The sequence below is a fragment of the Desulfatitalea tepidiphila genome (genome assembly GCF_001293685.1).
GTDB lineage: Bacteria > Desulfobacterota > Desulfobacteria > Desulfobacterales > Desulfosarcinaceae > Desulfatitalea > Desulfatitalea tepidiphila.
The window spans coordinates 1,868,755-1,895,011 of record NZ_BCAG01000003.1; the positions used below are offsets into that span (position 1 = coordinate 1,868,755).

26 protein-coding genes and 2 pseudogenes are annotated in these 26,257 nt (G+C 44.1%); 9 read left to right on the forward strand and 19 right to left on the reverse strand.

The genetic code is table 11. The features are described from left to right. Nucleotides 1-42: 42 nt before the first annotated feature. Nucleotides 43-333, reverse strand: a complete 291-nt coding sequence (gene tnpA / locus DFT_RS27480; protein WP_054031604.1) for an IS66 family insertion sequence element accessory protein TnpA — start codon at nt 331-333, stop codon at nt 43-45. 454 nt (nt 334-787) lie between these two features. Here tnpA (DFT_RS27480) and DFT_RS13000 point away from each other — a divergent pair, with 454 nt between their 5' ends. Both DFT_RS13000 and DFT_RS13005 read left to right on the forward strand, forming a co-directional pair. Next, the gene (locus tag DFT_RS13000) at nt 788-2,254 is read left to right on the forward strand and encodes an IS1380 family transposase (protein WP_054030223.1); all 1,467 of its coding nucleotides are present in this window, start codon (nt 788-790) and stop codon (nt 2,252-2,254) included. A gap of 205 nt (nt 2,255-2,459) precedes the next feature. Beyond that, nucleotides 2,460-3,941: an IS1182 family transposase gene (locus DFT_RS13005; protein ID WP_054031605.1), complete on the forward strand. Its 1,482-nt coding sequence runs from the start codon at nt 2,460-2,462 to the stop codon at nt 3,939-3,941. A gap of 277 nt (nt 3,942-4,218) precedes the next feature. Here DFT_RS13005 and DFT_RS25075 read toward each other — a convergent pair whose 3' ends face one another. From DFT_RS25075 to DFT_RS25085, 8 genes and pseudogenes are all read right to left on the reverse strand, one after another. Continuing rightward, complete coding sequence (locus tag DFT_RS25075; RefSeq protein ID WP_083453486.1) at nt 4,219-4,773, reverse strand: acyltransferase; 555 nt, start codon at nt 4,771-4,773, stop codon at nt 4,219-4,221. Between the two features lie 146 nt (nt 4,774-4,919). Then, nucleotides 4,920-5,561, reverse strand: a complete 642-nt coding sequence (locus tag DFT_RS13010; RefSeq protein WP_054031606.1) for an exosortase C-terminal domain/associated protein EpsI — start codon at nt 5,559-5,561, stop codon at nt 4,920-4,922. Next, complete coding sequence (locus DFT_RS13015) at nt 5,549-6,283, reverse strand: exosortase/archaeosortase family protein (protein ID WP_235506226.1); 735 nt, start codon at nt 6,281-6,283, stop codon at nt 5,549-5,551. Before DFT_RS13015 ends, DFT_RS13010 begins: the two co-directional genes overlap by 13 nt. Before the next feature lie 211 nt (nt 6,284-6,494). Then, nucleotides 6,495-6,769, reverse strand: a pseudogene (locus DFT_RS13020) (integrase core domain-containing protein); the annotation flags it as partial. Nucleotides 6,770-6,824: 55 nt separating this feature from the next. Next, nucleotides 6,825-7,319, reverse strand: coding sequence for an IS3 family transposase (locus DFT_RS13025; RefSeq protein WP_076750545.1), 495 nt, complete (start codon nt 7,317-7,319; stop codon nt 6,825-6,827). A 63-nt stretch (nt 7,320-7,382) separates the two neighbouring features. After that, nucleotides 7,383-8,621, reverse strand: a complete 1,239-nt coding sequence (ltrA, locus tag DFT_RS13030) for a group II intron reverse transcriptase/maturase (RefSeq protein ID WP_054031610.1) — start codon at nt 8,619-8,621, stop codon at nt 7,383-7,385. Nucleotides 8,622-9,104: 483 nt separating this feature from the next. After that, entirely contained in the window at nt 9,105-9,473 is a 369-nt protein-coding gene (locus tag DFT_RS27315; RefSeq protein WP_369688309.1) for an IS3 family transposase, read from the reverse strand. A 59-nt stretch (nt 9,474-9,532) separates the two neighbouring features. Beyond that, a pseudogene (locus DFT_RS25085) lies at nt 9,533-9,733 on the reverse strand (transposase); the annotation flags it as partial. 234 nt (nt 9,734-9,967) lie between these two features. Between DFT_RS25085 and tnpA (DFT_RS26250) the strand changes: the two are divergent. The 4 genes from tnpA (DFT_RS26250) (at nt 9,968) to tnpC (ending at nt 12,039) form a co-directional block, all read left to right on the forward strand. Next, nucleotides 9,968-10,303 (forward strand): IS66 family insertion sequence element accessory protein TnpA, encoded by a 336-nt coding sequence (tnpA, locus tag DFT_RS26250; RefSeq protein WP_054031611.1) that lies wholly within the window; start codon nt 9,968-9,970, stop codon nt 10,301-10,303. Continuing rightward, nucleotides 10,300-10,647, forward strand: coding sequence for an IS66 family insertion sequence element accessory protein TnpB (tnpB, locus tag DFT_RS26255; RefSeq protein ID WP_054031612.1), 348 nt, complete (start codon nt 10,300-10,302; stop codon nt 10,645-10,647). Before tnpA (DFT_RS26250) ends, tnpB begins: the two co-directional genes overlap by 4 nt. 64 nt (nt 10,648-10,711) lie before the next feature. Beyond that, on the forward strand, nt 10,712-10,969 hold the full coding sequence (locus tag DFT_RS26765; RefSeq protein ID WP_054031613.1) for a hypothetical protein: 258 nt from the start codon (nt 10,712-10,714) through the stop codon (nt 10,967-10,969). Beyond that, nucleotides 10,906-12,039: an IS66 family transposase gene (gene tnpC, locus DFT_RS13055; RefSeq protein WP_152971975.1), complete on the forward strand. Its 1,134-nt coding sequence runs from the start codon at nt 10,906-10,908 to the stop codon at nt 12,037-12,039. The genes DFT_RS26765 and tnpC overlap by 64 nt, the downstream gene beginning before the upstream one ends. Before the next feature lie 175 nt (nt 12,040-12,214). Here the strand turns inward: tnpC and DFT_RS13060 are convergent, their stop codons facing one another. The 3 genes from DFT_RS13060 to DFT_RS13065 form a co-directional block, all read right to left on the reverse strand. Continuing rightward, the gene (locus DFT_RS13060; protein WP_054031615.1) at nt 12,215-13,186 is read right to left on the reverse strand and encodes a glycosyltransferase; all 972 of its coding nucleotides are present in this window, start codon (nt 13,184-13,186) and stop codon (nt 12,215-12,217) included. 123 nt (nt 13,187-13,309) lie between these two features. Then, a complete protein-coding gene (locus DFT_RS25870) occupies nt 13,310-15,760 on the reverse strand; it encodes a right-handed parallel beta-helix repeat-containing protein (RefSeq protein ID WP_152971976.1) in 2,451 nt (816 codons plus the stop codon). Between the two features lie 267 nt (nt 15,761-16,027). Further along, on the reverse strand, nt 16,028-17,140 hold the full coding sequence (locus DFT_RS13065; RefSeq protein WP_054031616.1) for a glycosyltransferase family 4 protein: 1,113 nt from the start codon (nt 17,138-17,140) through the stop codon (nt 16,028-16,030). A 244-nt stretch (nt 17,141-17,384) separates the two neighbouring features. On the opposite strand from DFT_RS13065, the gene DFT_RS26505 reads away from it, so the two are divergent. Further along, nucleotides 17,385-17,672, forward strand: coding sequence for a transposase (locus DFT_RS26505; protein ID WP_054031617.1), 288 nt, complete (start codon nt 17,385-17,387; stop codon nt 17,670-17,672). Then, entirely contained in the window at nt 17,662-18,456 is a 795-nt protein-coding gene (locus tag DFT_RS13075; RefSeq protein ID WP_235506258.1) for a transposase, read from the forward strand. Before DFT_RS26505 ends, DFT_RS13075 begins: the two co-directional genes overlap by 11 nt. A 228-nt stretch (nt 18,457-18,684) precedes the next feature. Here the strand turns inward: DFT_RS13075 and DFT_RS13080 are convergent, their stop codons facing one another. From DFT_RS13080 to DFT_RS13100, 5 genes are all read right to left on the reverse strand, one after another. Next, a complete protein-coding gene (locus DFT_RS13080; RefSeq protein WP_054031619.1) occupies nt 18,685-18,966 on the reverse strand; it encodes a transposase in 282 nt (93 codons plus the stop codon). Nucleotides 18,967-19,257: 291 nt separating this feature from the next. Beyond that, nucleotides 19,258-19,935 (reverse strand): O-antigen ligase family protein, encoded by a 678-nt coding sequence (locus tag DFT_RS13085; protein ID WP_369688330.1) that lies wholly within the window; start codon nt 19,933-19,935, stop codon nt 19,258-19,260. Between the two features lie 538 nt (nt 19,936-20,473). Beyond that, a complete protein-coding gene (locus DFT_RS25090; RefSeq protein ID WP_152971978.1) occupies nt 20,474-21,157 on the reverse strand; it encodes a glycosyltransferase family 4 protein in 684 nt (227 codons plus the stop codon). 44 nt (nt 21,158-21,201) lie between these two features. Beyond that, nucleotides 21,202-21,612 (reverse strand): hypothetical protein, encoded by a 411-nt coding sequence (locus DFT_RS13095; RefSeq protein WP_054031622.1) that lies wholly within the window; start codon nt 21,610-21,612, stop codon nt 21,202-21,204. Between the two features lie 13 nt (nt 21,613-21,625). Beyond that, a complete protein-coding gene (locus DFT_RS13100; RefSeq protein WP_161807153.1) occupies nt 21,626-23,080 on the reverse strand; it encodes a lipopolysaccharide biosynthesis protein in 1,455 nt (484 codons plus the stop codon). A 483-nt stretch (nt 23,081-23,563) separates the two neighbouring features. Here DFT_RS13100 and DFT_RS25520 point away from each other — a divergent pair. Next, nucleotides 23,564-24,342, forward strand: a protein-coding gene (locus DFT_RS25520) for an IS5 family transposase (protein ID WP_200907056.1) whose coding sequence is annotated in 2 segments (ribosomal slippage) — nt 23,564-23,903 and nt 23,903-24,342 — 780 coding nt in all. Because the reading frame shifts where the segments join, the coding sequence is not laid out codon by codon here. Nucleotides 24,343-24,350: 8 nt separating this feature from the next. Here DFT_RS25520 and DFT_RS27135 read toward each other — a convergent pair. After that, a complete protein-coding gene (locus DFT_RS27135) occupies nt 24,351-24,965 on the reverse strand; it encodes an acyltransferase (RefSeq protein WP_083453491.1) in 615 nt (204 codons plus the stop codon). A gap of 58 nt (nt 24,966-25,023) precedes the next feature. After that, nucleotides 25,024-26,193, reverse strand: coding sequence for an IS4 family transposase (locus tag DFT_RS13115; RefSeq protein ID WP_054031625.1), 1,170 nt, complete (start codon nt 26,191-26,193; stop codon nt 25,024-25,026). Nucleotides 26,194-26,257: the final 64 nt, after the last annotated feature.

Consider the following 26,257-nt stretch of genomic DNA (forward strand, 5'->3'; position numbering starts at 1 on the left):
GGCGCTTTCCCGCATAGCGGGGGAATAGGTGTGCCTGGAGCCTCAGATCCAGGCAAATCGGCTCCGGGACGGGGCCAACATGGGGCGGTCGAGCCGCTCCGAAATCGAAATTAGTGCTCCGAACCTCCGACCAGTCGGCGGCAAATTGAAAAATTCGCTCCAAAAATAAAAAATGGAGGAATGCAACCTCAATTCAAAGCTCTCGACACAGGGGGCATACTCGCGGCAATAGGCTGCCTGGCTCAGACCACTATCCCGCCAGGCGCGAATATGCCGTTGCCAAAATTGGCGCCTCGCCGCCCGATCCTGCTTCAAGGTATTGCCATCTGTCATCAGTGCACCTCCTTTGGTAAGTTGGGCGCACTATGACATGCTTTAGACCGCGCGTGAAGATGGGGTTAAATTGACGCGTACAAAATTATAAAAATGGCTATATCTGCTTCACTCTGCCTTTTTTTCAGAGGCAATTTCTATAGAGGAGGCCGCCGGTAAACCCTTGCGTTGAGCCTGTCGAAAAAGTATAGAATTTCTTCTTATTTATTGGATTCTGAGGTCTTCTGTGGTATGTAACAGCCCATAATCAAAGTGAATATCCCACCGGAGTATCACAGATGGCAAGCTACAAGCACTACGATTACGAGCAACTCATCATGGCGCCGATCAGCCTGGAGGAGCAGTTGATACCTGAATTTTGCACCTGAATAGCGAGAAAGGGTAGAAACCATCTGGGAACCCTTGCTACAATGGGGGTTACGAAGCCAACCCATAAAAGCAGGGAGGTACCCAGATGGTAAAATCCAAGAAATCAGATTTCAGCAAAAACCGCAACCCTAAAGGATTTAGCCCAAATGGCGCGAAGGCCAAGAAAATCAATGCGTCAACCGCTTATGATACGTGCAGCGAGCAGCTGAGCGCATTTGGCGGTGTTTTGCCGCTGATCAAATTTTTTGATCTGGTTGGTTTTCGAGAAATTTTTGACTTCGCCTATAAAGCGCCGGCCCGTGAACCCAAACTGGGCCATTATTCGATGATGACAGGCTTGCTGATGCTACTGTTTATAGGGTTCAACCGAATTTGGCATTTTTCCTACCTGCGGCTGGATGCGATGCTGTGCGGATTTTTCAACCTGACGCGGCTTCCGGTGGCCAGCACATTTTGGCGCTATGTCAACAGCCTGGGTATCAACCAAGCCAATTCACTGCTGGCTGTGATGGCCCATTTACGTGAGCGGGTCTGGCGGCTTTGCGATCTATCGTACTACCGCATCTGCCTGGATATCGATACGACCGTGGAAACGGTTTTCGGCAACCAGCAGGGGGCGAAAAAAGGCCACAATCCAAGAAATCGGGGCAAAAAGGGATACCGCCCGGTGTTATGCTTCATCGAACAAAGCCGTGAGTACCTGCTGGGCAAACTTCGCAAGGGCGAAACCATCAGCGGCGAGCAAACCGCCTCGTTTATCGCCAAAATCAAACAATACCTTCCCGGCTGTGTGAGGCAGGTGTTGATCCGCGCGGATGCCGAGTTTCAAAGCTGGGAAAGCATCCATGAATGCATCAAGGCCGGTTACAATTTCATCATCGCCAACAAAGGGTGCGAACCGCCATTTGATCCACGGCGCTGGTACCGCCCGCACAAGCGCAACGCCTATGAGTTCAACAGCTGTGTTTACCAGCCAATGGGATGGCAGATGCCGGTTCGATTCGTGGCCATGCGAATCCCCAAAGATAAAAATGTTGCCAAAGATCGATGCGTGCAATACGAACTGTTTGAGGCTGATCGTTATGAGTACCGCATCTTTTGCACGGATTTACGCCGTGCGGCTCACAAGGTCATCGCCGAGTATGACAAGCGGGCCGACGTCGAAAATCTTGTGGGAGAAGCCAAGCGCGAAGGTCTGGATGCCATCCCCTCGTCTCGCTTTAAAAACAACTATGCCTATTTCCAAATCGTCATGCTGGCCTACAATATCTGGCGCTATTTGAAGATATTGGCCGAGCAGAGCGCATACCCCAGACAAGCGGCCGGAGGCCATGGATTTGAAGGCATCCAAACCAACACGGTGCGCATTGCGCGGTTGCGCCTGTTAATGATCGCGGCCAAGGTGGTTACGGCTTCAAATAGAGATAAGGTTCGTTATTCTATCCATGACAGCCGAACGCCGGCATTGATGTCTTTCCTGAAATACATTGACGAAAAAAGGTTCAAGCCCAGGCCATGGGCTGGCGGTATACTCCAGGCACCTGGCGGGTAGATCTGTTGTTAATGCACAAAATTTCTTGCATGGAAATATGATGATTCATTATAAATACATACGACGCATTCTGTCGGGCAGTTCTACTTCAGGTCGCTCTCTTTATTGGTACTGACGGCGGCCTGAGGACGAGCGCGGTAGATTTGATCCATCTCGAGAATTTAGCGGGCATGAGCCGTTACGGCCGTATGCGTGCAAAATTCAGGTGATACCAGGCACGCTTGAATATGCGATCCACTATATCGTTGAAGAGCGCCTCGACGTGCGCATTTTCGATGCCCGCTACAACAATGATGATACGGGTCGCAAGGCGATCAATCCCAAACTGCTGATCAAGATCATTCTGTTCGGGTACTCGATGGGCATGATATCCTCACGCAGCTTGGAAAAGGCCTGTCAGAAGCACACCACTTTTATGGCCCTGGCCTGCGGCAGAACACCGGATCACAGCACAATTGCGGCGTTTGTATCATCCATCGATCTGGAAATAGAGGAGCTTTTTACAAAAATATTGTTGATTTGCCAGGAAGAGGGACTGCTTAGCGGCACCCACTTCAGCATTGATGGGTGCAAGCTTTCCTCAAACGCCAGCAAAGAGTGGAGTGGGACCTTCGCCGATTTAAAGAAAAAGCAGGAAGCTTTGCAGCGCAAGGTCAAGGAGGCAATTCAGGAACATAGAAAAACCGACAAAAAAGAAAAAGCATCCGTAACCGATAATGAGCGATTGGCCAAACGCATCAAGCACCTTAAGCAAAAGGCGGATCGAATCGAAAAATTTCTCAGCGAAAACAAACCCCGGATCGGATCTACCGGCAAAGAGATCCAAAGCAACGCTACTGACAACGAATCCGCTAAACAAGCTACATCCCATGGCGTGGTGCAAGGCTACAACGCCAATGCCATGGTCGATGCCAAACGCCAGGTCGTTACCCATGCTCAGGTATTTGGCAGCGGATCGGACACCAGCAACATGCAACCCATGCTGGAAGGGGCAAAGCAGCGGCTGGAAAAGATCGGAAACAAAAATCCCCTCAAAGGAAAGCAAATTAGTGCAGATACAGGCTACTACAGTGTCGAAAACCTAAAGGCCTGCGAGCCCATGAAAGTCGATGCATACGTGCCCGATCCGCAATTTCGAAAAAGAGACATACGGTTTATTGATGCCGAAAGACACCGCCGGTCCGTGGACAAGCGCAAAGAAAAATATAAATCTAAAAAGCGTTTCTTCAGTGTTGAAGACTTCAGATACGATGACCGCACGGGAAGGCTGATCTGTCCTGCTGGGAACGCTCTTTATGTAAGAAACAGAAATTTCAAAACCACGGATGGGTATAAGGCCATTGCCTATCAGGCACCAAAGACGGCCTGCCGTGCATGCCACCTTCGATCCAAATGTCTGCGCAATCAGATTACGGAGTCAAGACAGGTACATATCTTTTCGGATCATCGCCCTGGCAGTTTAACCGATGCGATGAGAAAGAAGATAGACACGCCTGAAGGGCGCCACCAATACAGTAAACGGATAGCCATAGTGGAGCCGGTATTTGGAAACATCAGATCATGCAAGAAAATGGATCGGTTCACTTTAAGAGGTAAGGTCAAGGTAAACATCCAATGGCTGCTATATTGCATGGTGCACAATATAGAAAAGATAATGAACTATGGTAGAAGTTTCGCAGTGACATAAAGGGATGGGAAAGGGTGTAGAAAAGTTCATACGCATGAGAAAAGATTTCAAAATGGGGCTGCATATGGAACTTGATCTACATGTTTATTCGCAAACAAAAATGGTCGACTGAAGTATAAATGATTTATCACTAAAAGAATGAAAGAAGATGAGGGCCCGAAAAGGCGTTTTTAGACAGGCTCGTTAGTTGTCAGTGCCTAAAAATCCAGATCTATGGATGGGTACTAATTATTGGGATCCGCCAGTACAATAAGGAATTTCATCGCCATTCGACGACCTATACAATAAAGCCAATGCCGTCATTAACGGAATTTATTATTCTTTCTCGTTTGATATCGTTTAATCGTTCTATATAGTAATCTTGCCCGAATACGAGCTTCAAAGAAGATGCTTGTTTTAACCTGATAAGATAATCTTCTGTAGAACAAATGATTTTTGCCGGGCTACCGGCAACGACACTTTTTTCTGGCACGTCTTTAGTTACAACTGATCCTGCACCAATAATGCATTCCGCTCCTATGATCGTATTAGGCAATACAATTACTGAATCACCTAAGAAACATCGCGGGCCGATATGGATCCTTCCGATTTTGGTAAAGCCTAAATGCTTTTTTGTACTTGCATCATGCGCAATCAATCTAACGTTCGGGCAAATAGTGCAATCATCACCAATGGTAATTAAAAAACAGTGTGATGGATCAAAAAAGAAATCTGCAATTATTTCTACATTTTTACCGAGATTTAAGCCGCGGTGTACTAGCGAAAGCAGGTATCTTTCACGCTTTTTTCTTAGAATTGCTTCGTATATGGATTTAATTGAATTGACAATCATCAGAGAAACCCCGTTATCAAGATTTTAAGGGCATAACTTCTTCATATGACTTCATAATAAATGATACGAAATGAGATAGCACACCCATGTTCACAGTTCTATGAAGCGACTCCGACTTTATAATCTATACTATTCGTCAAGGGCGATTAAAGAAACTCAACCAGAAAGGGTACGAGGGCACCAAGAAATCTGGTTAGCCGCTCACTACCTAAATCTACATTTTCCTGTTGTATTCTTGTTGAAACTCTAATCAATGCACCGCTCTTATTGGAGCTGACAAGCTTATTCTTTGCAATATTAAGCCTCAATTTGAAGTAGCTTCTTCCCATATATGATCCGGATTTGTAAAAATAAAATACCAAATCACTGAAATTCCCATTATTGGTTACAAGCTGATTAACCTCAAGCTTTAGTGTTTTTCTATTGCTATTAATTTCCAATGTTTGAGGAGATTTTAATAATCTTTCTCCCGCGCCTCCCAGACATGCTTCTGGAGCGTGGAGATCAACTTTAGTATCCGGATAGTAAACAAGCGATAAAAACACCTCACCTTGATTTGATTTATAATTTCGATGGATAATAGATTTTGTCTCTAGGATTTCATATATTGAGGGCTCCAAATAGCTGTCAGTTCCCAGCCATCCATCAATTACCTTGGGGATATTATTAATTGCTGCTACCCCTTCATCAGCTTTTGAAAACACATCGTAATCAAAACAATTAATGGTGACAGCCATCAACGCAAGGGCACCAATAATTATCAAATAGCGGTTTCTTATTTTTTCCATTTGAGCATCCAATTTAGAGAAATCATCAAAATTAACCCTAAGGCGAATACAAATATTCCTGTTGCGCTATGCCAAACCGTGTCAGGTGCGGCCGCATCCAGGCCCCAAAAATCCGATATCAGGATCAACATTGGGACCCTAACAATATTTGAAAAAATAGCGATAGGTATGGATAGAACGAATAGTATCAGTTTCCTTAAATTTGAAACCTCGCTAATATAAGCCATCACCGCACCCAATGCTAAAAAAGCAATAAGTGATCGTAATCCGCTACAAGGGTTATCCACCAATAACTGCCCTGCGGGTATGAATATTTGGAACCCTTCACGATAAATAGGGATGCCAAACATACTTACGATCATTACACCTGTCTGTGCCACAAGCATTTTCATTGGGAAAGAGATAGCGAGGATAAGCGCTAAGGGAACCGGGAACATAAAAAGTAAGAACAACAAAGGGAACGCGACAATTCGTGTTATTTTTTTGCCGAAAATGAACAAAACGCATCCAAAAACTAAAAAGAAAATGGAGAAACCTGATATTGAGAAAATATAAAAAACCGTTCCCATAAGATGCAGAAACATTGCAAATGCGATTAAAATAAGTCCCCACATGGAGGGACTTTGTTTGGCCGATTTCAAACAACCGAGCTTGTTCCAAATCAGATATCCTGTAACAAAGGGGATAATAAATCCATGTGAATAATATGAATCTGGGCTCACATAACGAGCATACATCCATTGAAGAGTCGAATGATAGGTTGTAAAAAACAGCAGTAGTAGGACAGGGAAAAAGATCAAATGAGATTTTCGCTTATTGAAAGATTTAAAATTATACATTATGAGTGGCCGTATTTAAAAGTCAAAGTCTTCCCGAACAGTTCACTCTCTCGGGAGGAGAATTTTAAGCGGATTTCTCCATCAATTCTTCTCGCTATTTTTCTGCGTTTTCAACGGTTTCAAATGGTCTGCGCCCCAGGTTACAATAGCCGCGGTGGGCCGCTCATAGTTGCAGTGGTGCAGCCAAGCATCCAGGACTGTTTGAAGGGCCTGCGCCGACTCATAGAGCTTTTTACGAAAGCAGAATCTAAAAAACTCATCGAGCAAGGTGCGGTTAAACCGTTCGACAAAGCCATTGGTCCTGGGGGTTGCCACTTTGGTGGTGCGGTGTTCGATGTCGTTGAACTCAAGAATGATTTCATACATGTGGATCATCGCGCGACCCTTGGAGCGGTGATGTGGTCAAACAAAAAAGTACACTCCGTTAAGCCGCTTTTGAAATAGTGATTTGCATTTCATACTCGTTTGGATTCTTGTGATCGATAGACGAGTGAAGCCGATGATTGTTGTAAAACATTTCGATGTAATCCATGACATCGGCCCTGGCTTTGTCTCTTGTATGGTAGAGTGTATCTTTTATCCATTCTGTTTTCAGCGAGTGAAAGAAGCTACCGGCAACAGCATTATCCCAACAGTCCGCCTTACGGCTCATGCTGCATATCATGCCGTATGATTCAAGCATCTGTTGATATTCCCGTGAAGCGTACTGGCTGCCGCGACCCGAGTGGTGGAGCAACCCCTTTGGCGGCTTGCGCCGAAAGTAGGCCATCGATAGGGCCTCTATTACCAGAGCCGTTTTCATGCGTTCACTCATTGCCCAACCCACAACCTTACGCGAGTATAAAACGATGATCACGGCCAAATGCAACCACCATTGAACGGTCCACAGATCAGGTTGAGTAGACCAAGGGAGTTTCACCCCCAGCCCCTCCGAGAACCGGACGTGAACCTCTCAGCTCATCCGGCTCCTATCACTCAGCCTTTACGGCAAGCACCCAAGCTTCCAATGTATGAAAAGCCTCTGATTCTGTTTTGCCAGCTTCCGCAAGTACTGCCATGCCCGCGTTCTATGCGAGGCCAGGCGTTTATATCTGCGCCGCAACCAGCGAACCAGATACTCATTGATGTTGCGCCAAATTCGGTACATCGCCGATGAATAGAATCGTCCATAGTACGCATACCAGCCCTGCAGCTTCGGGTTAAACATCTTCGATAGATCTTTTAGAGACTTGTCGTTCTTCAACTGCATATGCCAGCTACGGACTTCCCGATTAACTGATTTCATGGATTGGCGGCTGATTGCAGGCAGAAAATTCGGATGAATGCCATGCACTTTTGATACGCATCGCCGCGGGCGGAACGTAAAACCCAGAAAGTCGAAACTGATGATTTCATGGGCTTCTGAGCGTTTGGCATCCTTGCAATATATAATCCGAGATTTCTCTGGATGCATTTCAAGTCCACAATCCTTGAAACGCCGGTCAATCACTGCCATCACATATTGCGCCTGCCGTCTGCTTTTACAATGTAGCAGGCCATCATCAGCATACCTGCAAAACGGAACAGTTGGTAAAGTTCGTCGAACCCATGCGTCAAAAGCATAATGCAAGAACAGATTGGCCAAAAGGGGACTGACTACCCCGCCTTGCGGGGTGCCAACAGTTCGTGCAGTGATCTCACCGTTGCCATTCTGCAGCGGTGCCTTTAACCAGCGCTCAACATAAAGCAAAACCCAGCGAATCTTACAGTGATAGCGCAGGGCCTTCATCAAAAGCGCATGGTCAATATTGTCAAACAGGCCTTTGATGTCGAACTCTACCACCCAATCGTACCGCCAGCAGCGCTGCCGCGTGACATCGACAGCATCGTGCGCCGACTTTCCGGGACGGTATCCGAAGGAGTTTTCGTCGAAAATGGGATCCAGAATCGGCTCAATAACCCCCTTTACCACCGCTTGGGCAATACGATCGCCAACCGTTGGCACCCCGAGAACGCGAGTGCCTCCTGATTTCTTCGGGATCGGCACAGCTTTTACCGGTGGTGGAAAGTAACTCCCCGATGACATTCGGTTCCACAGGCGATACAAGTTGTCCTTCAGATTGGCCTCGAACATTTCTATGGATTCATCATCTACACCGGCAGCACCTCCATTGGCTTTCACATCCTGAAAGGCTTCCCATAAAAGAATTTTAGGTATGTCGAATGGCTTTACAGGCTTCACTGGCTCCTCCTGATATTCAGTTGGCCCATGAAACCTTGCTGAGTGACCAAGTCCCTTCGCTCCACCCCCATTACAGGGGCTTCATTGCTACTACGAACTTGTCCGTCCCTGTGCCGCGCATCGATACTGTCAGCCTCGCGGGTTCTCCGCTTGTGCCTTTCTCTTGAACATCGCGGCGACAGGTTCCCGCAGTTCAGCGTAAAAGCCCGGACCAAGCTCACGCCACCTCTATGCCGGGCGCCACCTGGACAGTCAGCAGGCATCTTCCAGGCTCATCCCGGGGCAACATCAACTCCCCGGTTTTGACACCATCTGTGCTCTTTCGACACTTGTGCGGTGGTTCACTTGTGTTCGTCTTCTTGATCCACACCTGATGCATTGATTGCACCTTTTCCGTGACGCTCACGACGACCGGCTCTTTACCAGCGCCGCTTACGGTGGTTTACAGCCTGCTCCTGCAAGCCGACTGTGAGGGGCCTACCCTCATCTCTTACGCCGCTTGCTGCGGCACACTGACGTCTGAACACCAAGCGGTATTGGGACGATCAATCGAAAAATCCGATCCAACAGACTGGGAGCAACAGGCAGCTTATGATTGCTATCGGTCGTTTTCCTGAACCTTTTTCGATACTTTACTGCAACGCCAGCCTTTTTCATCAGACTGCGTGCGCGGTACCGACCTACATCCTGGCCATCCTCCCGCAGCTGCTTGGACATCCGACGAGAACCATAACTTCCACGTGTGCTCGAATGGATCTGTCGGACCCTGGAAATCAAAAGGAAATCAGTATCAATGATGACCCCACGCCCATATCTCATATACTGGTAAAACCCGCTCCGGCTTACCCTCATCACCTTGCACAAAACGGTGACAGGGAAGGCCCTCTTTTGCTGCTGGATAAAGTCGAATCTCACTTCGACAGGTTGGCAAAGAAGGCCGTGGCCTTTTTTAATATGTCGCGCTCCATCTCGAGCCGTTTGACCTCTTTGCGAAGCCGGTGCAGCTCCTCTTTTTCCGGCGTCATGCACCCCTTGCCGGGAAAAGCCTGCATGCCTTCCTTTTCGATCTGTCCCTTCCAGCGCCTTAAAACGCTGGAATCAATCCCAAGGTTGCGAGCGGCCCCTGAGAGCCTTTACCCTTGCTCGGTGACCAGTTTGACAGCGTCAACTTTGAATTCCTTTGTGAATCCTCTACGGTTTTGACCCATTTTTCATCTCCAAAAAGATGATTGTTTATACCTCATGCTTTTCGGAGTGTCCATTTTGTAACCGTCAATTTAACCCCATCTTCACGCGCGGTCTAAAGCATGTCATAGTGCGCCCAACTTACCAAAGGAGGTGAACTGATGACAGATGGCAATACCTTGAAGCAGGATCGGGCGGCGCGGCGCCAATTTTGGCAACGACATATTCGCGCCTGGCGGGATAGTGGCCTGAGCCAGGCAGCCTATTGCCGCGAGTATGGGCTCAAGCACTACCAATTATGCTACTGGAAAACCCGTCTATCCGAAGATCAAGCCGGCGTCTCTTTCGTGCCGCTGCAACTTTCATCCAATTTGCCCGTGCCGGTCAACCATGCAGCGTTGCGACTACATACCCCCAATGGGTTCAGAATCGATGTGGCCGGCAGCTTCGATCCAAACGTTTTAAAACAACTTATTTTCACGGTGCAGCAGATATGATGCTGCCGAAAAATCCCCAGCGCGTCTATCTGGCCGTGGGCCACACGGATATGCGAAAGGCCATCAACGGTCTTTCGATCATGGTCGAGCAGGCCATGGCCCTAAACCCTTTTTCAGGGGATCTGTTTGTCTTTTGCAATCGGACTCGGACCATTATCAAGATCCTTTACTGGGATCGAAATGGTTTTTGCCTGTGGCACAAGCGTCTTGAAAAGCACCGGTTCAAATGGCCCATGGTGCCCGACGAGGTGGTAACCATCGGGGCAAGTCAGCTCAACTGGCTGCTTGCCGGCCTTGATTTTACCAGCGCTCACGAACAATTATACTATTCGGCGGTGGCATAACTTTTTACTTCTTTTAGCATAAAAAATCTTTAAAAAGTCAGCCGGTTATGCTATACAGGCGGGCATGAACTCGGACCTTTCCAGCCTGCCTGATGATGCTCGCTTATCCAAGAACGATATTGCTTCTTTGATCGAATTCGTCGAACAAAAGTACGAGGAAAAGATCCATTATCTTGAAGAGCGCATCCGCTTGCTGCAAAACGAGCTGTTCGGCCGAAAGAGTGAAAACGCTATCCTGAAGATCACCGCCAGCTTCCCATTTTTACTTCATCCGAGGGCGAATCCGAAGCCCAGACGACACCTGTTGATGATACGACCGTGATCCCGGCGCACACGCGCAAAAAGCGTGGCCGCAAACCGCTGCCTGAGCATCTGCCACGTGTTGAGATCATCCACGATCTGCCCGAGGAACAAAAGGTGTGTGCCTGCGGCGCAGCGTTAAGCCGCATCGGCCAGGACACCTGCGAAAAGCTGGACTATGTGCCGGCCAAAGTGCGCGTGCTTCGCCACATTCGCTACAAGTATGCGTGCAAATGCTGCGAAGGGGTTGAAGACGACGGCCCCACGGTCAAGATCGCGCCGGCTCCCGTGCAATTGATCGAAAAATCGATGGCCACCGATGGCCTTTTGGCCCACATTATCGTGTCCAAGTTTGCCGATGCCCTGCCGCTGTACCGCCAACAAAAGATATTTGCCCGCCTGGGTGTGGATTTATCCCGGGCGGCCATGGCCAATTGGGTGGTTCAAGCGGCCGAGCGGTGCGCTCCCTTAATCGAACTTTTGGAACAAGAGATCCGCAGCGGTCCTTTGATCCAGATGGACGAAACGCCGCTTCAGGTTTTAAAAGAGCCGGGCCGCGCCAATACCAAAACCCTGGCCGACGAGGCCCTGGACTATATCGGCAAACTGTACCAGATCGAAAAGCTGGCGCGTGAATCCCAGATGAGCATCGAACAGATCCACGTCCTTCGTCAGGAAAAGACCCAGCCCATCCTGGAAGCGTTTGAAAAATGGCTCCAAAAGACCCAACCGCTGACACCCCCTCAGGGCCTTTTGGGCATAGCCATCAACTATGCCTTGCGCAACTGGGACAAACTGACGGTATACACCGGCGATGGCCGTTTAAAACCGGACAACAACGCTGCTGAAAATGCCATCCGGCCGTTCGTTCTAGGTCGAAAGAATTGGCTCTTTGCAGGCGCCCCCAATGGTGCAGATGCCGCCGCCAACTTCTTTAGCCTGATCGAGACCGCCAGGGCCAATGGGTTGGAGCCTCATTCCTATCTTCGCTGTCTTTTTGAACAACTTCCGATTGTCAAAGATCCAAACGAGTATCGCGCCCTGCTGCCTCAGAATATCGATCCGGAATTGATCAGCGCATCCCGCGCATAGCCGCACGTGTACTTCCTTTGACGCTTACTCCATTTTGGCTATACCACCTCAAAGTTGTCCGAAAAGATCTTAACAAATTCAGATCAACCTTGGTCATTTGAATAAATACAAGTTACATTTTCTGCACTGCAATTACGATTTTTTGCACCTAAAAATAATCATCGATAAAGCAAAGCTATAATCCTATAATATTGAGTACCTGTGCTTTTAAAGCTTCAATTCTTCCAATCCAGTCCTTTTCCAGATTCGATTTAAGTGTTGAAATCCCATATTGCAGATTCTCAATATTTGCAGATGCTTGTTTAACCCCCGAGGCAATTGATTCTGCCGAGGCATCAACATAAATGCAGCCGGAACTGAAATACTCTCTTAGAGCCTTTGTATTTGACAAAATTAGAGGTTTAGAAAGAGCCATGGCTTCATAAGCTCCACAGACCAAGCAATTCTCCCGCAAAGTCAGATCCATGACGAGGTCCGCCGAGTTTAATAATGCCCAATAATCTTGCTCTGGGATGAATCCAAGCAGGGTCACATTGTCTGGCACGCTAATAGCATCAATTATATTATTATATCTGCCCGTTATATGTATTGTGATATCTGGTGGTAATAATTTCGATGCCTTTATGACATCCATGTATGGCTCATCATCACTAAATGTGCAAATATATGCAATTGACACCTTTCCTGGCAAGTTGTATTTGTTGACACCTTTAACGACCGGAATTTTATCTGGCAAAACAAAGCCCTTCCCACCATTTTTTTCAACAGCCCGCTTTAATTGATTATTCGTCACTATTGTAAGGTCAGAATTCCTCTGAATCCATCTTGCAATAGCCATAACCGTTGTATTCTTTCCTTCCAAAGGATAGATACCACTATTGTGAGCGTCGATAATCACTTTGAAATGAAAAATTTTGCTAACCAGAATTATTAAAATTGCCAATACAATTGATGGGTTTTGAGCTGCGACAATGTCAGGCGAAGCATTAAATATTGCTGAGATGGTTTTAAAGGACGATTTAAAATATCTATAGAAAAATGGTACTTTAAAATCAAATTCATATAATTGCCAACCTAAAGAGGAACTGATACCATAATTTCGACGTTGAAACTCCCACGTAATCCAGAGCCCATTTATGTTATTCATGATGCTCCTACAATAACAAAAAGGCATCCGCGGCGGATGCCTTTTGTGAACTGAAATAAATGATCTATGCAATACATAATCTCGTAGTATAGAAGAACGAAATATTTATTTGTGTTGACCAATTCATTGCGTCACCATTTTTAGGTTTTCCGGCGGTTTAACTACGGTTTTAATGACACTCCAATATGACCACTCGGAGTTGTTACCCCCCGAGTCTGACTGGCGCACTCTTATAAAATAAACTGTATTTTCATGTAATTTTGTATTTCCTGCAAGGGCTCCTTGAAACTCACCTGTTGAACTGTTAACTGTTAACGAATTGCCATCCCCAAGGGTCTCCCCTGCCCATACCAACCCAGTCTCGCCCTTTGATGAACTGACTTGTACCTCAAAACCGCCTTGGGAATCTCCGGAATCAGGATCTTCAAAACCGGATTTAGTCAGAGTTGGATTAACAGGTGATAATACAGGTCCAATAGGAGCCGTTGAAATAACGATGTTATCTAAATATCTTTCTCTATAACCTGGTGCACCGCCATTCCAATAATTTCCAAATAAAATGGCATTGATACCATATTCCTGCCACTCGCCTGTCCAATCAAGATTGGAATAACCGCCTTCCAAACGTCCGTCTATCCAGCATTCAAATACTCCGTCTGCAAGACCTGGTGTGTTAAGTTTTACATGAATTTCAACCAGATGCCATGAATTGCTCATCACAGAATCATATATCGGAGTGCCCCCTTTTTTTGCCCCTAACCATGTTAAGCCATTAAAATCATTGTAACCGGAGGTGGCTAATGAGTTACCGGAAATACCAGTGGCTGGATCCATCTTGATGACAGTATCACCGTCTTCCCCCCATAAATGGGCAACCATTGCTTGGGACCAATCTGATCGGGCGAAACTGGTTGCACGGGTCAGCTTGAAGGGATTGCCTGTCCATCCTTCTGATGTTTTGAGATAGAACCTCCAGTAGATTTCACGAAAATCAGTTTCAGTATTTCCTTTGGATGCTACTGGATTACGTCCAAACATATACCAAAATGACCCCGCATCTACCTGACCAGTATTCCACCTGACACGCAACCCGTTCGTGGCTCCGACGCCTATACCGCTAACGACCGCACAGTCGCCATTATTGCTATTATAAAAAATGTATTTATCAGTCATGGTTTCAGGACCATCAAAATCGTCTTGGAAAAGAATGGCATTACTATGCACATCGCGATCTATTTCCACAGCGAGGAACTGAGGTGTAAAAGGTGGATTGGAACTTGATATGGGAACCGGTGTTGGGGTCGGCTCTACTGGGGTTGAACTACCCAAACCTACCGCTGAAATGTCAGCCCCCATATCCTTCCCGTCGCTTGCTGCACGGTACCCCAATGAGGTTGAATTAAGCGCAAAACCTTCAATTGAGCTTGGAGAGTCACCGCCAACAAATGTGAGCTCTCCTGACAATGATCCATCATCCTGTCGGAAATACGATTGCCAGCTTGATAGGTTGTAATTCACACGATTGTTAATCACTGCTGTACCAGATGGGTATAAATTATGATGCAATGTTGAATAGTGGGGCCAACTGCCATATCTGAACACTTCGACTGTATTTGAAAAAACATTGTCACGCATAGTATTGTACTGGGCTCCGGATCCATCATTGCTTGAAGATCGAATTAACTGGATGGCGCCTCCGTAGAAAGTATTGTGCCTTATAATATTATGGTCGCCACCTGCATTGCTGCCGTCATCACCAGTCCCACCATCTTCCCCTATGAGCATACCGCAGTTTACAAATAAATTATCATGAATGTCAGCGTACTGTGATACGGTAACAATTCCACTGCTATTATTATAAAAGTAGTTATAGGCAAACTCAATCCCTGTATTTTCGGGAATACATGTATGCTTATAATAAATGGCTCTGGGAAAATTATTAAAAACAGTTCGAAAAACCTTAATACCCTGAGATCTAAAGACAAAAACACCAGCAGTGTTGATATTTCCCCATCTGTTAGGGCCTGTAAAATCACAATTTTCAACTTGCCCGTAACTTGCCCTTGCAGCCTGAAACCGAACGAGGCCTATGTTTTCACTTCCACCTTCACCAGTAAGCACTCCCCTACAGTCAGAGATTTTAAAATGAGTTGCATTGTTTGTGTTGCCGATGTACCAGAAAGTACCAGGCCCTGTGAATGCAATCCCTTGCACCTCATAGTAATCTCTATCAATGTAGATGGCCCTGTTAACGGAACTAATAAATGAGACTGTTTGATTAGAATAATTTGTGAAAAGAACGCGATTTGAACTCGATGAAGGATTAGGGTTTGATTTTGTTTCAATTGTTGACTGGATTGGATATTCACCTTGAGTAAAATAGACTGTATCACCCGGATTTACAGATGAAAAAGCCCTTGATACAGTACGCCAAGGATGGCTGATATCATTTTGTTCATAAGAGTAATTATCGTTTCCTCCTTGTGATACATACAAATCTTTGGCATAAACAATATTTCCACTTATCATGATTATAAAGAATAATTCAAAGATTCTAAGAAAAATAGAGCGCATAGTTTCCTCCAGCTAATAAATTCTAAATCAAGCCTATTTCGAGAACGTTTTGCTCATGGCCTGAAATATGATATGCAAAAATATTGCCATAAACCCAATTGATATATATTCCGTTGCATTTAGTGGGAATACTCGCAACTGTAATTGTTACGATTCTCTCTCCCATAAAAGCTTTATTTTGGGCAATAGAACCGTATCATTATAATCGGTAAAGGATATACAAATACGAATTATTTATTTCTGCTGGGCAATGACAGCCATCGTTATTCATAAATTACCCAATACTGATTTGTATATTTCGCAGTATTTTTCAGTCATTTGCATTGATGAAAATCTTTCTTTAATTGTTTTGCGAGCTTCTTTTCCGTACCTTGTTATCAATGATTGATCATAAACAAGTGTCTCTATGCAAGATCCTAATTCTAAAACATTATTTGGAGCTATACTCAGCCCGTTAATTCCATGCCCAATAACATTTACAATCTCACCAACTTTGGCAGCGATAACAGCTTTTTCGCAGGCCATGGCCTCCAGCATGGCCATAGGCAAACCTTCAGCAAGTGATGGTATCAGGAAAATATCAATCACAGATAAGATTTGCGATATGTTTTCCTGCCTTCCGGCAAAAATGATGATATTTTCTAGATTCTTATTTTTAACTTCTACTTTTAGGTATCGTTCAAATGGCCCATCGCCAACAATTAACAACCGAATATTAGGTAAATTCTTTTTAGACAAACACTCAATAACAATTTTATGGTTCTTTTCCGGCGTGAGACTGGAAATCATACCTAAAACGATTTCGCTCTCGGAAATGCCAAACTTTTTTAACAAATCTAAATTCTTTGAACGCTTATAAAAACGACTGATATCAATGCCATTAGAAACCTCAGCAGTATTATTCAATCCAAATTTATGCATCTCCTGCACTAATTCCCTTGAAACGCCAACAACCATATCAAAAAAATAGAGGAACATTATATCCATCAGTCGGTAGATTTTTAATCGGCAGGTGGATTTTTTCCATAAATGATTGGTGGATATCTTAGGGAGCCCTGTAAGGGAGGCGATACCATAGAAATCTTCTTTATAGCCGTGGCAATGAAGGACATCGACTGAATTCTTGTGAACAAATTTATTAATCTCTGAAGCACAATTCAGTGGAAAAGCTTTATTGCTTTCAAATACTGCATATTGCAAATCATTGGCTCGGGCATGATCTAAAAATTGGGGATTCGGGTCTGAAAATTCTTTAATAATACCGATGATCGAATTAAAACCAAATTTGTGCGAATTCTTGGCGATTTCCAGTATAACATTTTCCGCCCCAAGCATTGATCCTGAGCTTCTTAAGTGCAAAACTTTTTTTTTAAATTCCATAGTATTTTCTTTTTCAAAATTATATCTGTATGATCAGCGACAGTTATAGTTATCGAAGAAAAAATAGTTGAGACCTTTGCACAACCACCCTCCCCAGCCGTGCGCATTACCTGGGGTGGCCGCATATTTTACTTCTATCTCGCTTTAAAAATTCGCATAAATACTACGAAATACGTTTATCCTATTGTTATCTATGTTTATTTATGTCATAATGCTTCTAAATTTCAATCTATCAGGAGGCATCATGGCATACCGTAAACCCCAACGCTACTTTTCCTTCGCCGACCTTGCCGTCGAAAAGCATGCCGATAAAAACCGCGCCCTGGCCGTGCTCAAGCAGCTCAATTTGACCATCGACTGGAATCCTATCAAAAAACTCCTGGACCAATTCTACCAAACCGGCAAACAGATCGAAGGCGGCAAGGCCTACCCGCCCCTTTTGCTATTCAAATGCCTGCTGCTTTTAAAAATGGTTTCAGATCCCCTCCGACCCGGAGCTCGAAAGCCAGATCAACGACCGCATCTCCTTTAAATCCTTCCTGGGATTGCCCCTGGATCAGGCCGCTCCGGATCACTCCACCTTTTCCAGATTCCGCAGCCGCCTGTCCAAGCAAGCCATGATAAAGCTCAACAGCGCGCTGCTTGCCCAGCTGCATCAGCACGGGATCACCGTCAATGAAGGCGTCGCCATCGATGCCCGCCTCGTTAAATCCGCTTCAAAACCAGTCTCAAACGATAAGCTCACCGAGCTTCGCGACAAAAACGCCGGCCCCGACGGCAACCTGGATAAAAACGGCAATCCGAAAAAATTCTCCCGCGATCTTGAATCCGACTGGACCATCAAAAACGATCTCCCCCATTTCGGCCTGAAAGAACATGCCGCAGTCGAGGTGGAAAATGGACTGATTTTGTCAACCACCCTCACCCCGGCCTCCCACAGCGACTCGACCTATCTGCCCTATGCCACCATCTACAGCATGCATACCGATCAGAAAATCGATGTGGTCTATGCCGACAAGGGCTATGCCGGCGCCCCGAATCGAAACTTTCTTGCCATGAACCAAATCGCCGACGGCATCATGCGAAAAAACAATATCAACGCTTCCCTTACCGAAGCCGAAATCGCCAGAAACAAATCCATCTCCAAAAAACGATACATTGTCGAACAGTATTTTGGCCTGGCCACCCTGTTTGATGATCGCAGCCGGGCACGGTTTACCACCATTGTGAAAAACAGCATCGATGCCATGTTTAGGCAGTTTGCCTTCTGCAACCTGCAAAAAGGGGCCCGGATTTTAAGGCGCCTTCCCGCATAGCGGGGGCATAGGTGCGCCTGGAGCCTCAGATCCAGGCAAATCGGCTCTGGGACAGGGCCAATATGGGGCAGTCGAGCCATTCCGAAAGCGAAAAAAGTGCTCCGAACCGCCGACCAGTCGGCCGCAAGTTGAAAAATTGGCTCCGAAAATGAAAAACTTGAGGAATGTGAGCTCAATTCAAACCTCTCTTCACGGAGCGGTCGATCATCTTTTTCCTGTCCTGCCGCTTTAAAAGCCGAGCTTGCGTGATAAAAAATCGTTGTCCACCTTCAGTTTACCGATCTGCCGGTGCAGTTTGCCGACCTGGGAAGCACTTTGCTTCTTTGTCTTTTGGTGTTTGTCAAAGATGTCCGCCGCACCGTCGAGCAACGATTTTTTCCAGGTGGCGATCATTGTGGGGTGGACACCAAAGCGTTGAGCCAGTTCGGCGGTGGTCTCCTCGTTGCGGATGGCCGCCAAGGCCACTTTGGCCTTGAAATCGGCACTGTACTTTTTACGCTTGTTGCTCATTTCAGCTCCTTTCCGATCCTGCTGACTTCAAGCTTAACATATTGTCCAAATTTTGGGGACCGCCGCCAACTAAAACTTTGCCTACAATTTACTCAAAGGCGAAACCTACAACTATCGTCAGTCGATGGGAATGCGAAAATGTACGAAAATCGGGAATGAAAAGTGTACCACCCTCCAGAAGCAATCATGGTAAATCTCTATTTTAAGCAGGGTTGCGTCATGACCGCAGTGGAGGTTTTACTGGATGATAAAAAGAAGGAATTCAATACTTGTTATCATTTCGATTTTATTTCACGACCTGTTTGCTTCGATTTGTTTAGCTACTTTCACTGTCGCAGCGATTAATCCAGTAAGGTACCAATAATGTGCATAATACAATACAGATATAAAGGTTCCTGTTACGAAAAAGGCGAAGAGTGATACCATAAAGGATAAACCGAGTGCGGAAAAATAACCGTTATTGCAAATATCACCTATTCCATCGTCACGTAAATTCTTTAACCAAATAATATCTTTTAGATTCAATTGAAGTAATCTGAAATAAATAAATATACCAAGAATTCCAAGCTCCGGAATTAATGTGAACCAAAGGGAATGGGCAACACGTCCATACATTCCCCTCGTAAAACGGTCTCCCTGATACTCGTGAAATCGTATCTGAAAGTTATTCCCACCAACCCCAAGTGGATTATCAATAAACATGTCCCAGGCCGATAACCAAGAATTAATTCGCTCGGATCCTGTATTGTCTTCAGTATTGGCAATTGTTTCTATTTCGGCCCAATACTTGTCGCTAACACATAGGATCATAATTATTGCAATTAAACTTAAAATTATTAGTGTTACTATTTTTTTTTTGACATTGTCCATACGGCGAAACAGATAGCCAAAAGGCCAACAAATCCTCCTCGTGAAAAGGATGTCACAACTGCCATAACGCCTACTATTGCAGCAAACAGATAAATATATTTATATACTTTTCGTTTTTCTTTAAAAAACAGGAAATAACAAAATGGAATCCATGTGTTCAGATATAGGCTCAGGTCATTTTCATCAGTAAAATAATTGCCCGGCCCCTTGCCACCGTGAGTAAGGCTATAAATAGAAACATAAGCCATTAGGATTATGAAAAGAAATACCAATTTCTTGAGGCGATTAATAGAATCGAGACAGAATATCATTGATAGAGTAAATGGCAAGTACAACATTTGAGCTAAGGTTGTTTTATACGCATAATAACCATTTTTTGCAAATGGTATGTAGCACCCTAGTAGCACGACAAAAAGCCAAAGATACCGAATCTGAGGTGCGGGAATTTTAAATATAGCATTGCGAGTAATAAGAAAAAATGACAATAAAAGTATCAAAATCATCGATGGCTTAATATTGCTGATTACAGGTAGTACTGTCTGAGGCCTACCATAGTCGAAAATTATATATAAGCAAATAAAGAAGAACCAAGCTTCTTTTTCAGGTTCAATCTTTCTATTTTCTATATTCCCAAACACTATAATAAGTCTTCAAGCATAGATTTATATTTGTTAATATATACTCGTTCGGACAGCTTTTTTTGAACATAATCATGACCATTTTTTGATATTTGCTGCGCAAATTTTTTATCCGATAGAATAATTGTAAGCTTTTCGGCCAAATCAGTATAGTCTTCTTTCTTGAACAAAAGTCCGTTGAAACCGTCAATAATTAATTCCGGCACGCCATCAATGTTTGAAGCAATTATCGGTTTATGTGAGGCCATAGCCTCCCTCAGAACGCGCGGTGAAGAATCGGTTCGAGATGCCAATACATAAACTGAGCAATTAGCCATCAACTGAACGACTTCATTGTAGTAGACAGGATCACACAATTCAATTTTCGGGTTATTGTTTGCCAATTTTTCAAAATATTCGCGCCCCTCAGGGCACCAACCGACAATTTTCAATTTGTATTGAGGAAAATTAGGAGATATTTTTTTAAACGCCTTTATAAGGACATCAACACCTTTTAGATACCAGGGGTATCCAACTAGGAGTATATATTTATGATCATTTTTTTGAGCATCAAGAAAATTTTTAATGGGCACAAAATTTGGGAAGACGACGGTATTTATATTATATTTTAATTTCAACGGTTTTAGTTGTAAGGCATAAACCAATTTTACTATCCCAGCTCTTTTAAGTGAATAGCGAATCATCGATTGTGCAAGCCTATGCTTTAGTTTATCGGTAAAACTTGGTGCTACCCCCCCCCCCAACCAAAGGTAAAGGCTGCTTCAAAATTTCCATTAACTTCGATAACCACTTTCGCGCCAATATAATTGCCTATTAATAGAGCTAACATACCGGATAATAAAGGATTAGGAGAGACTATGATATCAATTTTGTTCTTTTGTGTATAGAAACAAACAAATCTGATGATATTAAAAATATAAAATAAATTGCGCTTTAATGCCCCCCCCTGGTGATATAAAAAAGGGTGATATTGAAAATTACCAATATTCTTTAACTTCAAATATTTTTTTTCACAAACAGGAGTGATAATTATACCCGATGAAAACTCGGAAAAGTAGTGGTACTTACTTTTAATTTTTCCTGATATATCGGGTAGATCTGGCCCTGAATGTAAAAAGAGTATATTTAGGGAATCCATTTCTACACACTCGTTACTTTTTTATGATTATTTTAATTTTTTGCAACATCGGCTTATCAAAAGATAATATATAAAAAATATACACGCTGCCTCCGAGCACCACTTTTATAATCAAGTGCACCGCATTTTCATATTGTGAGCTCATCTTTAAGAAATTTAATAATGATCCAGAAAGTAATACCACAAGTGACATCAATATAACGCCCATTAGCGGTGTTTTAAGATTTAGGATATAATCCTTGTAAGATAACCCAATTTGCCTAAGGGTAAAATGATTCCAACCAATGCATAGCAGCAAATAACTTGTAAACCATGGATAAACCATAGCGTTAAGTCCATAGGGTGCGGCCAGAAAGAAGGAAGCCGGCATAAATATCAACATTACAATATTAAAACCCAAATAGAATTTGGGCCTTCCTTGGGCACCATGAACCATGCTGTTAACAGCACTCAGCGGCGTAACTATTTCTGTAAGACACATCATTTTAAAAATGAATATCATAGGGTACCATTTTTTATCGAGCAGTAGCCGTACCAATTCATCTCCTATCAAAAAACCACCAATAAATAATGGCAGGACCAAACAAGTAATTGTTTTTACAATATCAAGATAGAAGGTATTGAAACGATTTTTATCAGTATTCAATTTGGCAAATGCGGGGAATGCCACCTGATTTATCAAACTAACAATTTTATCATTTGGAATCCGCGATAATTGTTTTGCAAAGCTATAGATCCCTAAGGTGCCAGGATTCCATAATCGACCTGCAAAAAAGGAATCTGATTTTTTATTGATATATCCGATGGAGTTGCCTAATGCGATCTGGTATCCAAAGTTAAAATACTCAATTGCTTCCTTGTAGACAAACTTAAAAGAGGGGCGCCAATCCTGTAGTATAATGACCAATATTAAACAGGTAAAATTTTTTACAATTGTGCCCCCAATCAAGGTCCAGACCCCCCAACCTATATAAGCCGTTGCGATCATAAATATGCATGATACAATGATCCCAGTGGCGTCAATAAACCCCGATGCCTTAAATTTAAATTGTTTCCTAAGTAGATTTAGAGGTACAATTTGAATGCCAGTTAATATAAAGACTATTGAGACGGTTTGTGTAATTGATATAACTCGCGACTCTTTGAATATCCATGCAGTGGGATAGGCAAGGAAAAAGCAACAGCATGCAAAAAAAAGACTAATTGCGATGCTGCTCCAAAAAACTGATGATAGTTCACTATTGGTTGGATGGGGACGTTGGATAATTGCAGCCCCTAATCCAAGCTCACTAAACATCATGGCATAGCCGGTGATAAATGTGGCCATTTCCATCAATCCATAATCTGCGGGGACTAGCATTCTAGCCACAAAAATAGTTGAAATCCAGGAGACTATCTGGCTAATCATTTTGAATAAAGCTAACCAAGTCGCACCTTTAAAGGCTTTTACTTCAGTTGTATCTATCATAGTTTTAGCCAATGGATATTTTTGGTCCCTGATATGAGCACGATCAAATTGCCTAATCCCTTGACCCGTGTTCGTGCCCATGTGAATGAAAAGTGTACCACTTTCAGGAAAATAAAAATGTACCACCACACGAGGTTGGAATTTACAATGGCCCCTTGCATCTGGGACTGTACGCTGACTAGGGTGGTTAAAGAACTGGGCTGCGTCCCTGGGGAGACCCGCCTCTTGTAAAGACGGTAATAGGCACTACGAAGTTCTAAGCGAAAAGATGACGTAGGCTGCTTAATCTGAAAACCGTAGTCGTGATCATCACTTGATAATTATTCGATGCATGTAATTGATACTATGAGCAATCTCAAAAAAACGACCAAATTTATACCAAGCATAAATGTTTGAAATTACGCATATTTAAACATGCGATAACTATCTGTAAAAATTGTAAATAAATCTAGACATGATATCTGAATATGTAATAAAATAAGGATGGAACTAACAAACGAACAATGGAAACGGATAGAGCCGATACTCTTATCTTCAGCATTAACCAAAGATCCAAGAGGACGCCCAGCACGCGATCCCCGGGAGGTGCTCAACGGTATTTTGTGGATCATGCGCACTAGAGCGCCTTGGAAAGACTTGCCGCAGCGGTATCCGCCGTACCAGACATGCCATCGACGGTTCCAGCAGTTGGTCAAACAAGGGGTTTCCCGACGTATTGCCCAAGAGTTGCTCGAAGACCTGAATGAACGCGGTAAAAGCGATATCACAGAGGCGTTTATAGACGTGTCCTTCGCACCGGTAAAAAAGGGGTGCTTGCTGTCGCCAAGACAAAGCGTGACAAAGGCACCAAGATCATGGCAATCGCAGACGCTGCTGGTCTTCCTGTCGCCGCTTTCGTTGAAAGCGCTTCGCCCCACGAAGTAAAACTTGTCGAAGATACGATTGACAGCAGCTTTACACAGTATGCCCCTGATAAGCTGATTGGTGACAAGTCGTACGACAGCGATAAACATAACGATCAGCTCCTTGACGAACGTGGTGTTGAAATGATTGCACCACATCGTAAAGTAAGGAAAAAACCGAATACCCAAGCCGGCAGGAAACTCAGACGCTATAGGCGCCTATGGGGAAGGTCGAGCGTCTGTTCGTTTGGCTGGCTTCAGAATTACAGGCGATTGATTGTCCGCTACGAATACCATGTGGAAAATTTCCTGGCTATGGTTCAACTTGGTTGCATTAAAATACTACTTCGATTTTTTTGAGATGGCTTCTAATCAAGAAAGAAGTGTGCTTTCACTTTTTTATCTTTAATACTTTCATCGAAATGATTTACACGAATTGTGTTTTTATTTGATAACAGCATTTTTTTGTATAATGAGACTTTCATTATTACTTTGGCAGGATTCCCCATAATTACCGAGTTTGATGCAATCTTACCGCGGACAACAGATCCTGCGCCTATTACACAATTATCACCAATCTCTGTGCCAGGAAGGATTGTACAATTCATACCAATAAAACAATTATTCCCTACAATTATGCGATTATAATTGTTCATATCATTAGAATGATCATTCCAATTATAAAACAACCAGGCGCCCCCGTCATGTGTTATAAAGTATGTCCCTGATGCAATAACAACATTATTACCAATAGTTATAAGATAAGGTTCTGAAGAAAACTCTATAGTATATAACCTGCAATTTAAACCAAGTTTAACGCCCATTCTTTTAGCTTTTTCTGTTCTCCAGCGAAAAATTTCGAACTTTCTAAGGTAAGATAGATAAATTTTATCATAAACCACTATCGGAAAAATTCTAATATTGAACTTGATTTCTAGTAGTTGGTAAAGTTTGTATAGTGACTTTAAAATTAATTTTTTCATTGTATGGGCTTCTTTCGAGCTTATTCATCATTTTCTATTCAAACTCACTATTGTCCGGTTAAGTTTCAAATAAATTCAATTGGATATGTTGGTAGTCATTTTCGTTTCTGTAACTAGTCATTGTAAGCAACTGTTGTAATGGCACTTTTTCAAATAAAGTCAAACTCAGTAGCTGTAAAATTGTGTAGAGGCTGTGCTCAATCCGAAGACGCTTTTTCAATATTGCGACCAAAACGTATACAGATATAGCGATCCAGATCTGAGTCTTGACAGCGTTTTCTGATGTGCCGAAAAATGCTTTGATTCGCAGATGCTGCTTGATCCACTTGAAAAATAGTTCTACCTGCCAGCGACATCGGTATAAATCGGAGATCGTTAGTGCAGGCAGCGTAAAGTGGTTTGCCAGAAAAATTAATTGAAGCGCCTGTTGCTCGTCGACGTACCGGATCCTGCGAAGCTTCTGCGGATAATCTCTGCGACTGTTGTAACCTGTTAATACAACGGTCTGGTCACAACGAAGACCGCAGGATACATCAACAGGGTGGGAGTACAGTCGCCGCATTTTCGTATTCGTCTTGGAGCGGATTATGAAAAAAGCCGGCGTTTGATTTAGTGAAAATAGGCGGCTGAAATCCAAGTAGCTACGGTCCATGACATAAATAGCACCAGCTTCTGGGATCAAAATGTCCAATACGTTGACATCATGGACCTTGCCCTCAGTGATATCTACAAACGAGGGAATGTTTCCCCGCAGATCCAGCAAGGTATGCAGCGTAACGGCGCTTTTGGTTTTACGGAAACGAGCCCATGGAAATACCGAAAGACAAAGATCGATCGTGCTGGCATCCAGCGCGTAGACTGTTTCATCGAGTTCCACTCCGAAGTCTTCGCCGGCATAGAGGTCCTTTGCAATCAGAATCAGCAGCTGAGCAAAATCGCGATAAATTCTCCAATCGCGGGTCTCGTTTGCATCTGCCAAGGTACTACGGGAGACTTTACCACGAAATCCGGTGTGGTATAGCTTTTTATCCATGGCTCGCAGGCAGCATTCGATGTCCCGTAAGCTCTCCCGGTAAGTCAGTTGGGCAAAGGCCATACAAAGGTACTGATCAAAACATGTGAAAGAACGAACCCGGTAGTTACCTTGATACCGGTCAACGCACCGTCGGAATTGGTGCATTGGAAGATTGTCCAAAACTTGAGCGAATACGGTGCTCCCTCTGTTCATGACAAGGATCCTCCCGCAAGATTATTGTCCTCCCGGGAGGGGTATCGCTCATTGAGGCAAATTT

Bases quoted from the DNA above. Each gene is read 5' to 3' on its own strand.
- DFT_RS27315 (WP_369688309.1), bottom strand. From the start codon at position 9,473: ATGAGGGTAAGCCGGAGCGGGTTTTACCAGTATATGAGATATGGGCGT.
- DFT_RS25870 (WP_152971976.1), bottom strand. From the start codon at position 15,760: ATGCGCTCTATTTTTCTTAGAATCTTTGAATTATTCTTTATAATCATG.
- DFT_RS26505 (WP_054031617.1), top strand. From the start codon at position 17,385: ATGGCATACCGTAAACCCCAACGCTACTTTTCCTTCGCCGACCTTGCC.
- DFT_RS26765 (WP_054031613.1), top strand. From the start codon at position 10,712: ATGAACTCGGACCTTTCCAGCCTGCCTGATGATGCTCGCTTATCCAAG.
- DFT_RS13000 (WP_054030223.1), top strand. From the start codon at position 788: ATGGTAAAATCCAAGAAATCAGATTTCAGCAAAAACCGCAACCCTAAA.
- tnpB (WP_054031612.1), top strand. From the start codon at position 10,300: ATGATGCTGCCGAAAAATCCCCAGCGCGTCTATCTGGCCGTGGGCCAC.
- DFT_RS13080 (WP_054031619.1), bottom strand. From the start codon at position 18,966: ATGAGCAACAAGCGTAAAAAGTACAGTGCCGATTTCAAGGCCAAAGTG.
- DFT_RS25075 (WP_083453486.1), bottom strand. From the start codon at position 4,773: ATGATTGTCAATTCAATTAAATCCATATACGAAGCAATTCTAAGAAAA.
- DFT_RS25090 (WP_152971978.1), bottom strand. From the start codon at position 21,157: ATGATTCGCTATTCACTTAAAAGAGCTGGGATAGTAAAATTGGTTTAT.
- DFT_RS13100 (WP_161807153.1), bottom strand. From the start codon at position 23,080: ATGATAGATACAACTGAAGTAAAAGCCTTTAAAGGTGCGACTTGGTTA.
- DFT_RS13010 (WP_054031606.1), bottom strand. From the start codon at position 5,561: ATGGAAAAAATAAGAAACCGCTATTTGATAATTATTGGTGCCCTTGCG.
- DFT_RS13065 (WP_054031616.1), bottom strand. From the start codon at position 17,140: ATGGAATTTAAAAAAAAAGTTTTGCACTTAAGAAGCTCAGGATCAATG.
- DFT_RS27135 (WP_083453491.1), bottom strand. From the start codon at position 24,965: ATGAAAAAATTAATTTTAAAGTCACTATACAAACTTTACCAACTACTA.
- tnpA (WP_054031604.1), bottom strand. From the start codon at position 333: ATGACAGATGGCAATACCTTGAAGCAGGATCGGGCGGCGAGGCGCCAA.
- DFT_RS13115 (WP_054031625.1), bottom strand. From the start codon at position 26,193: ATGAACAGAGGGAGCACCGTATTCGCTCAAGTTTTGGACAATCTTCCA.
- DFT_RS13095 (WP_054031622.1), bottom strand. From the start codon at position 21,612: ATGGATTCCCTAAATATACTCTTTTTACATTCAGGGCCAGATCTACCC.
- DFT_RS13060 (WP_054031615.1), bottom strand. From the start codon at position 13,186: ATGAATAACATAAATGGGCTCTGGATTACGTGGGAGTTTCAACGTCGA.
- tnpA (WP_054031611.1), top strand. From the start codon at position 9,968: ATGACAGATGGCAATACCTTGAAGCAGGATCGGGCGGCGCGGCGCCAA.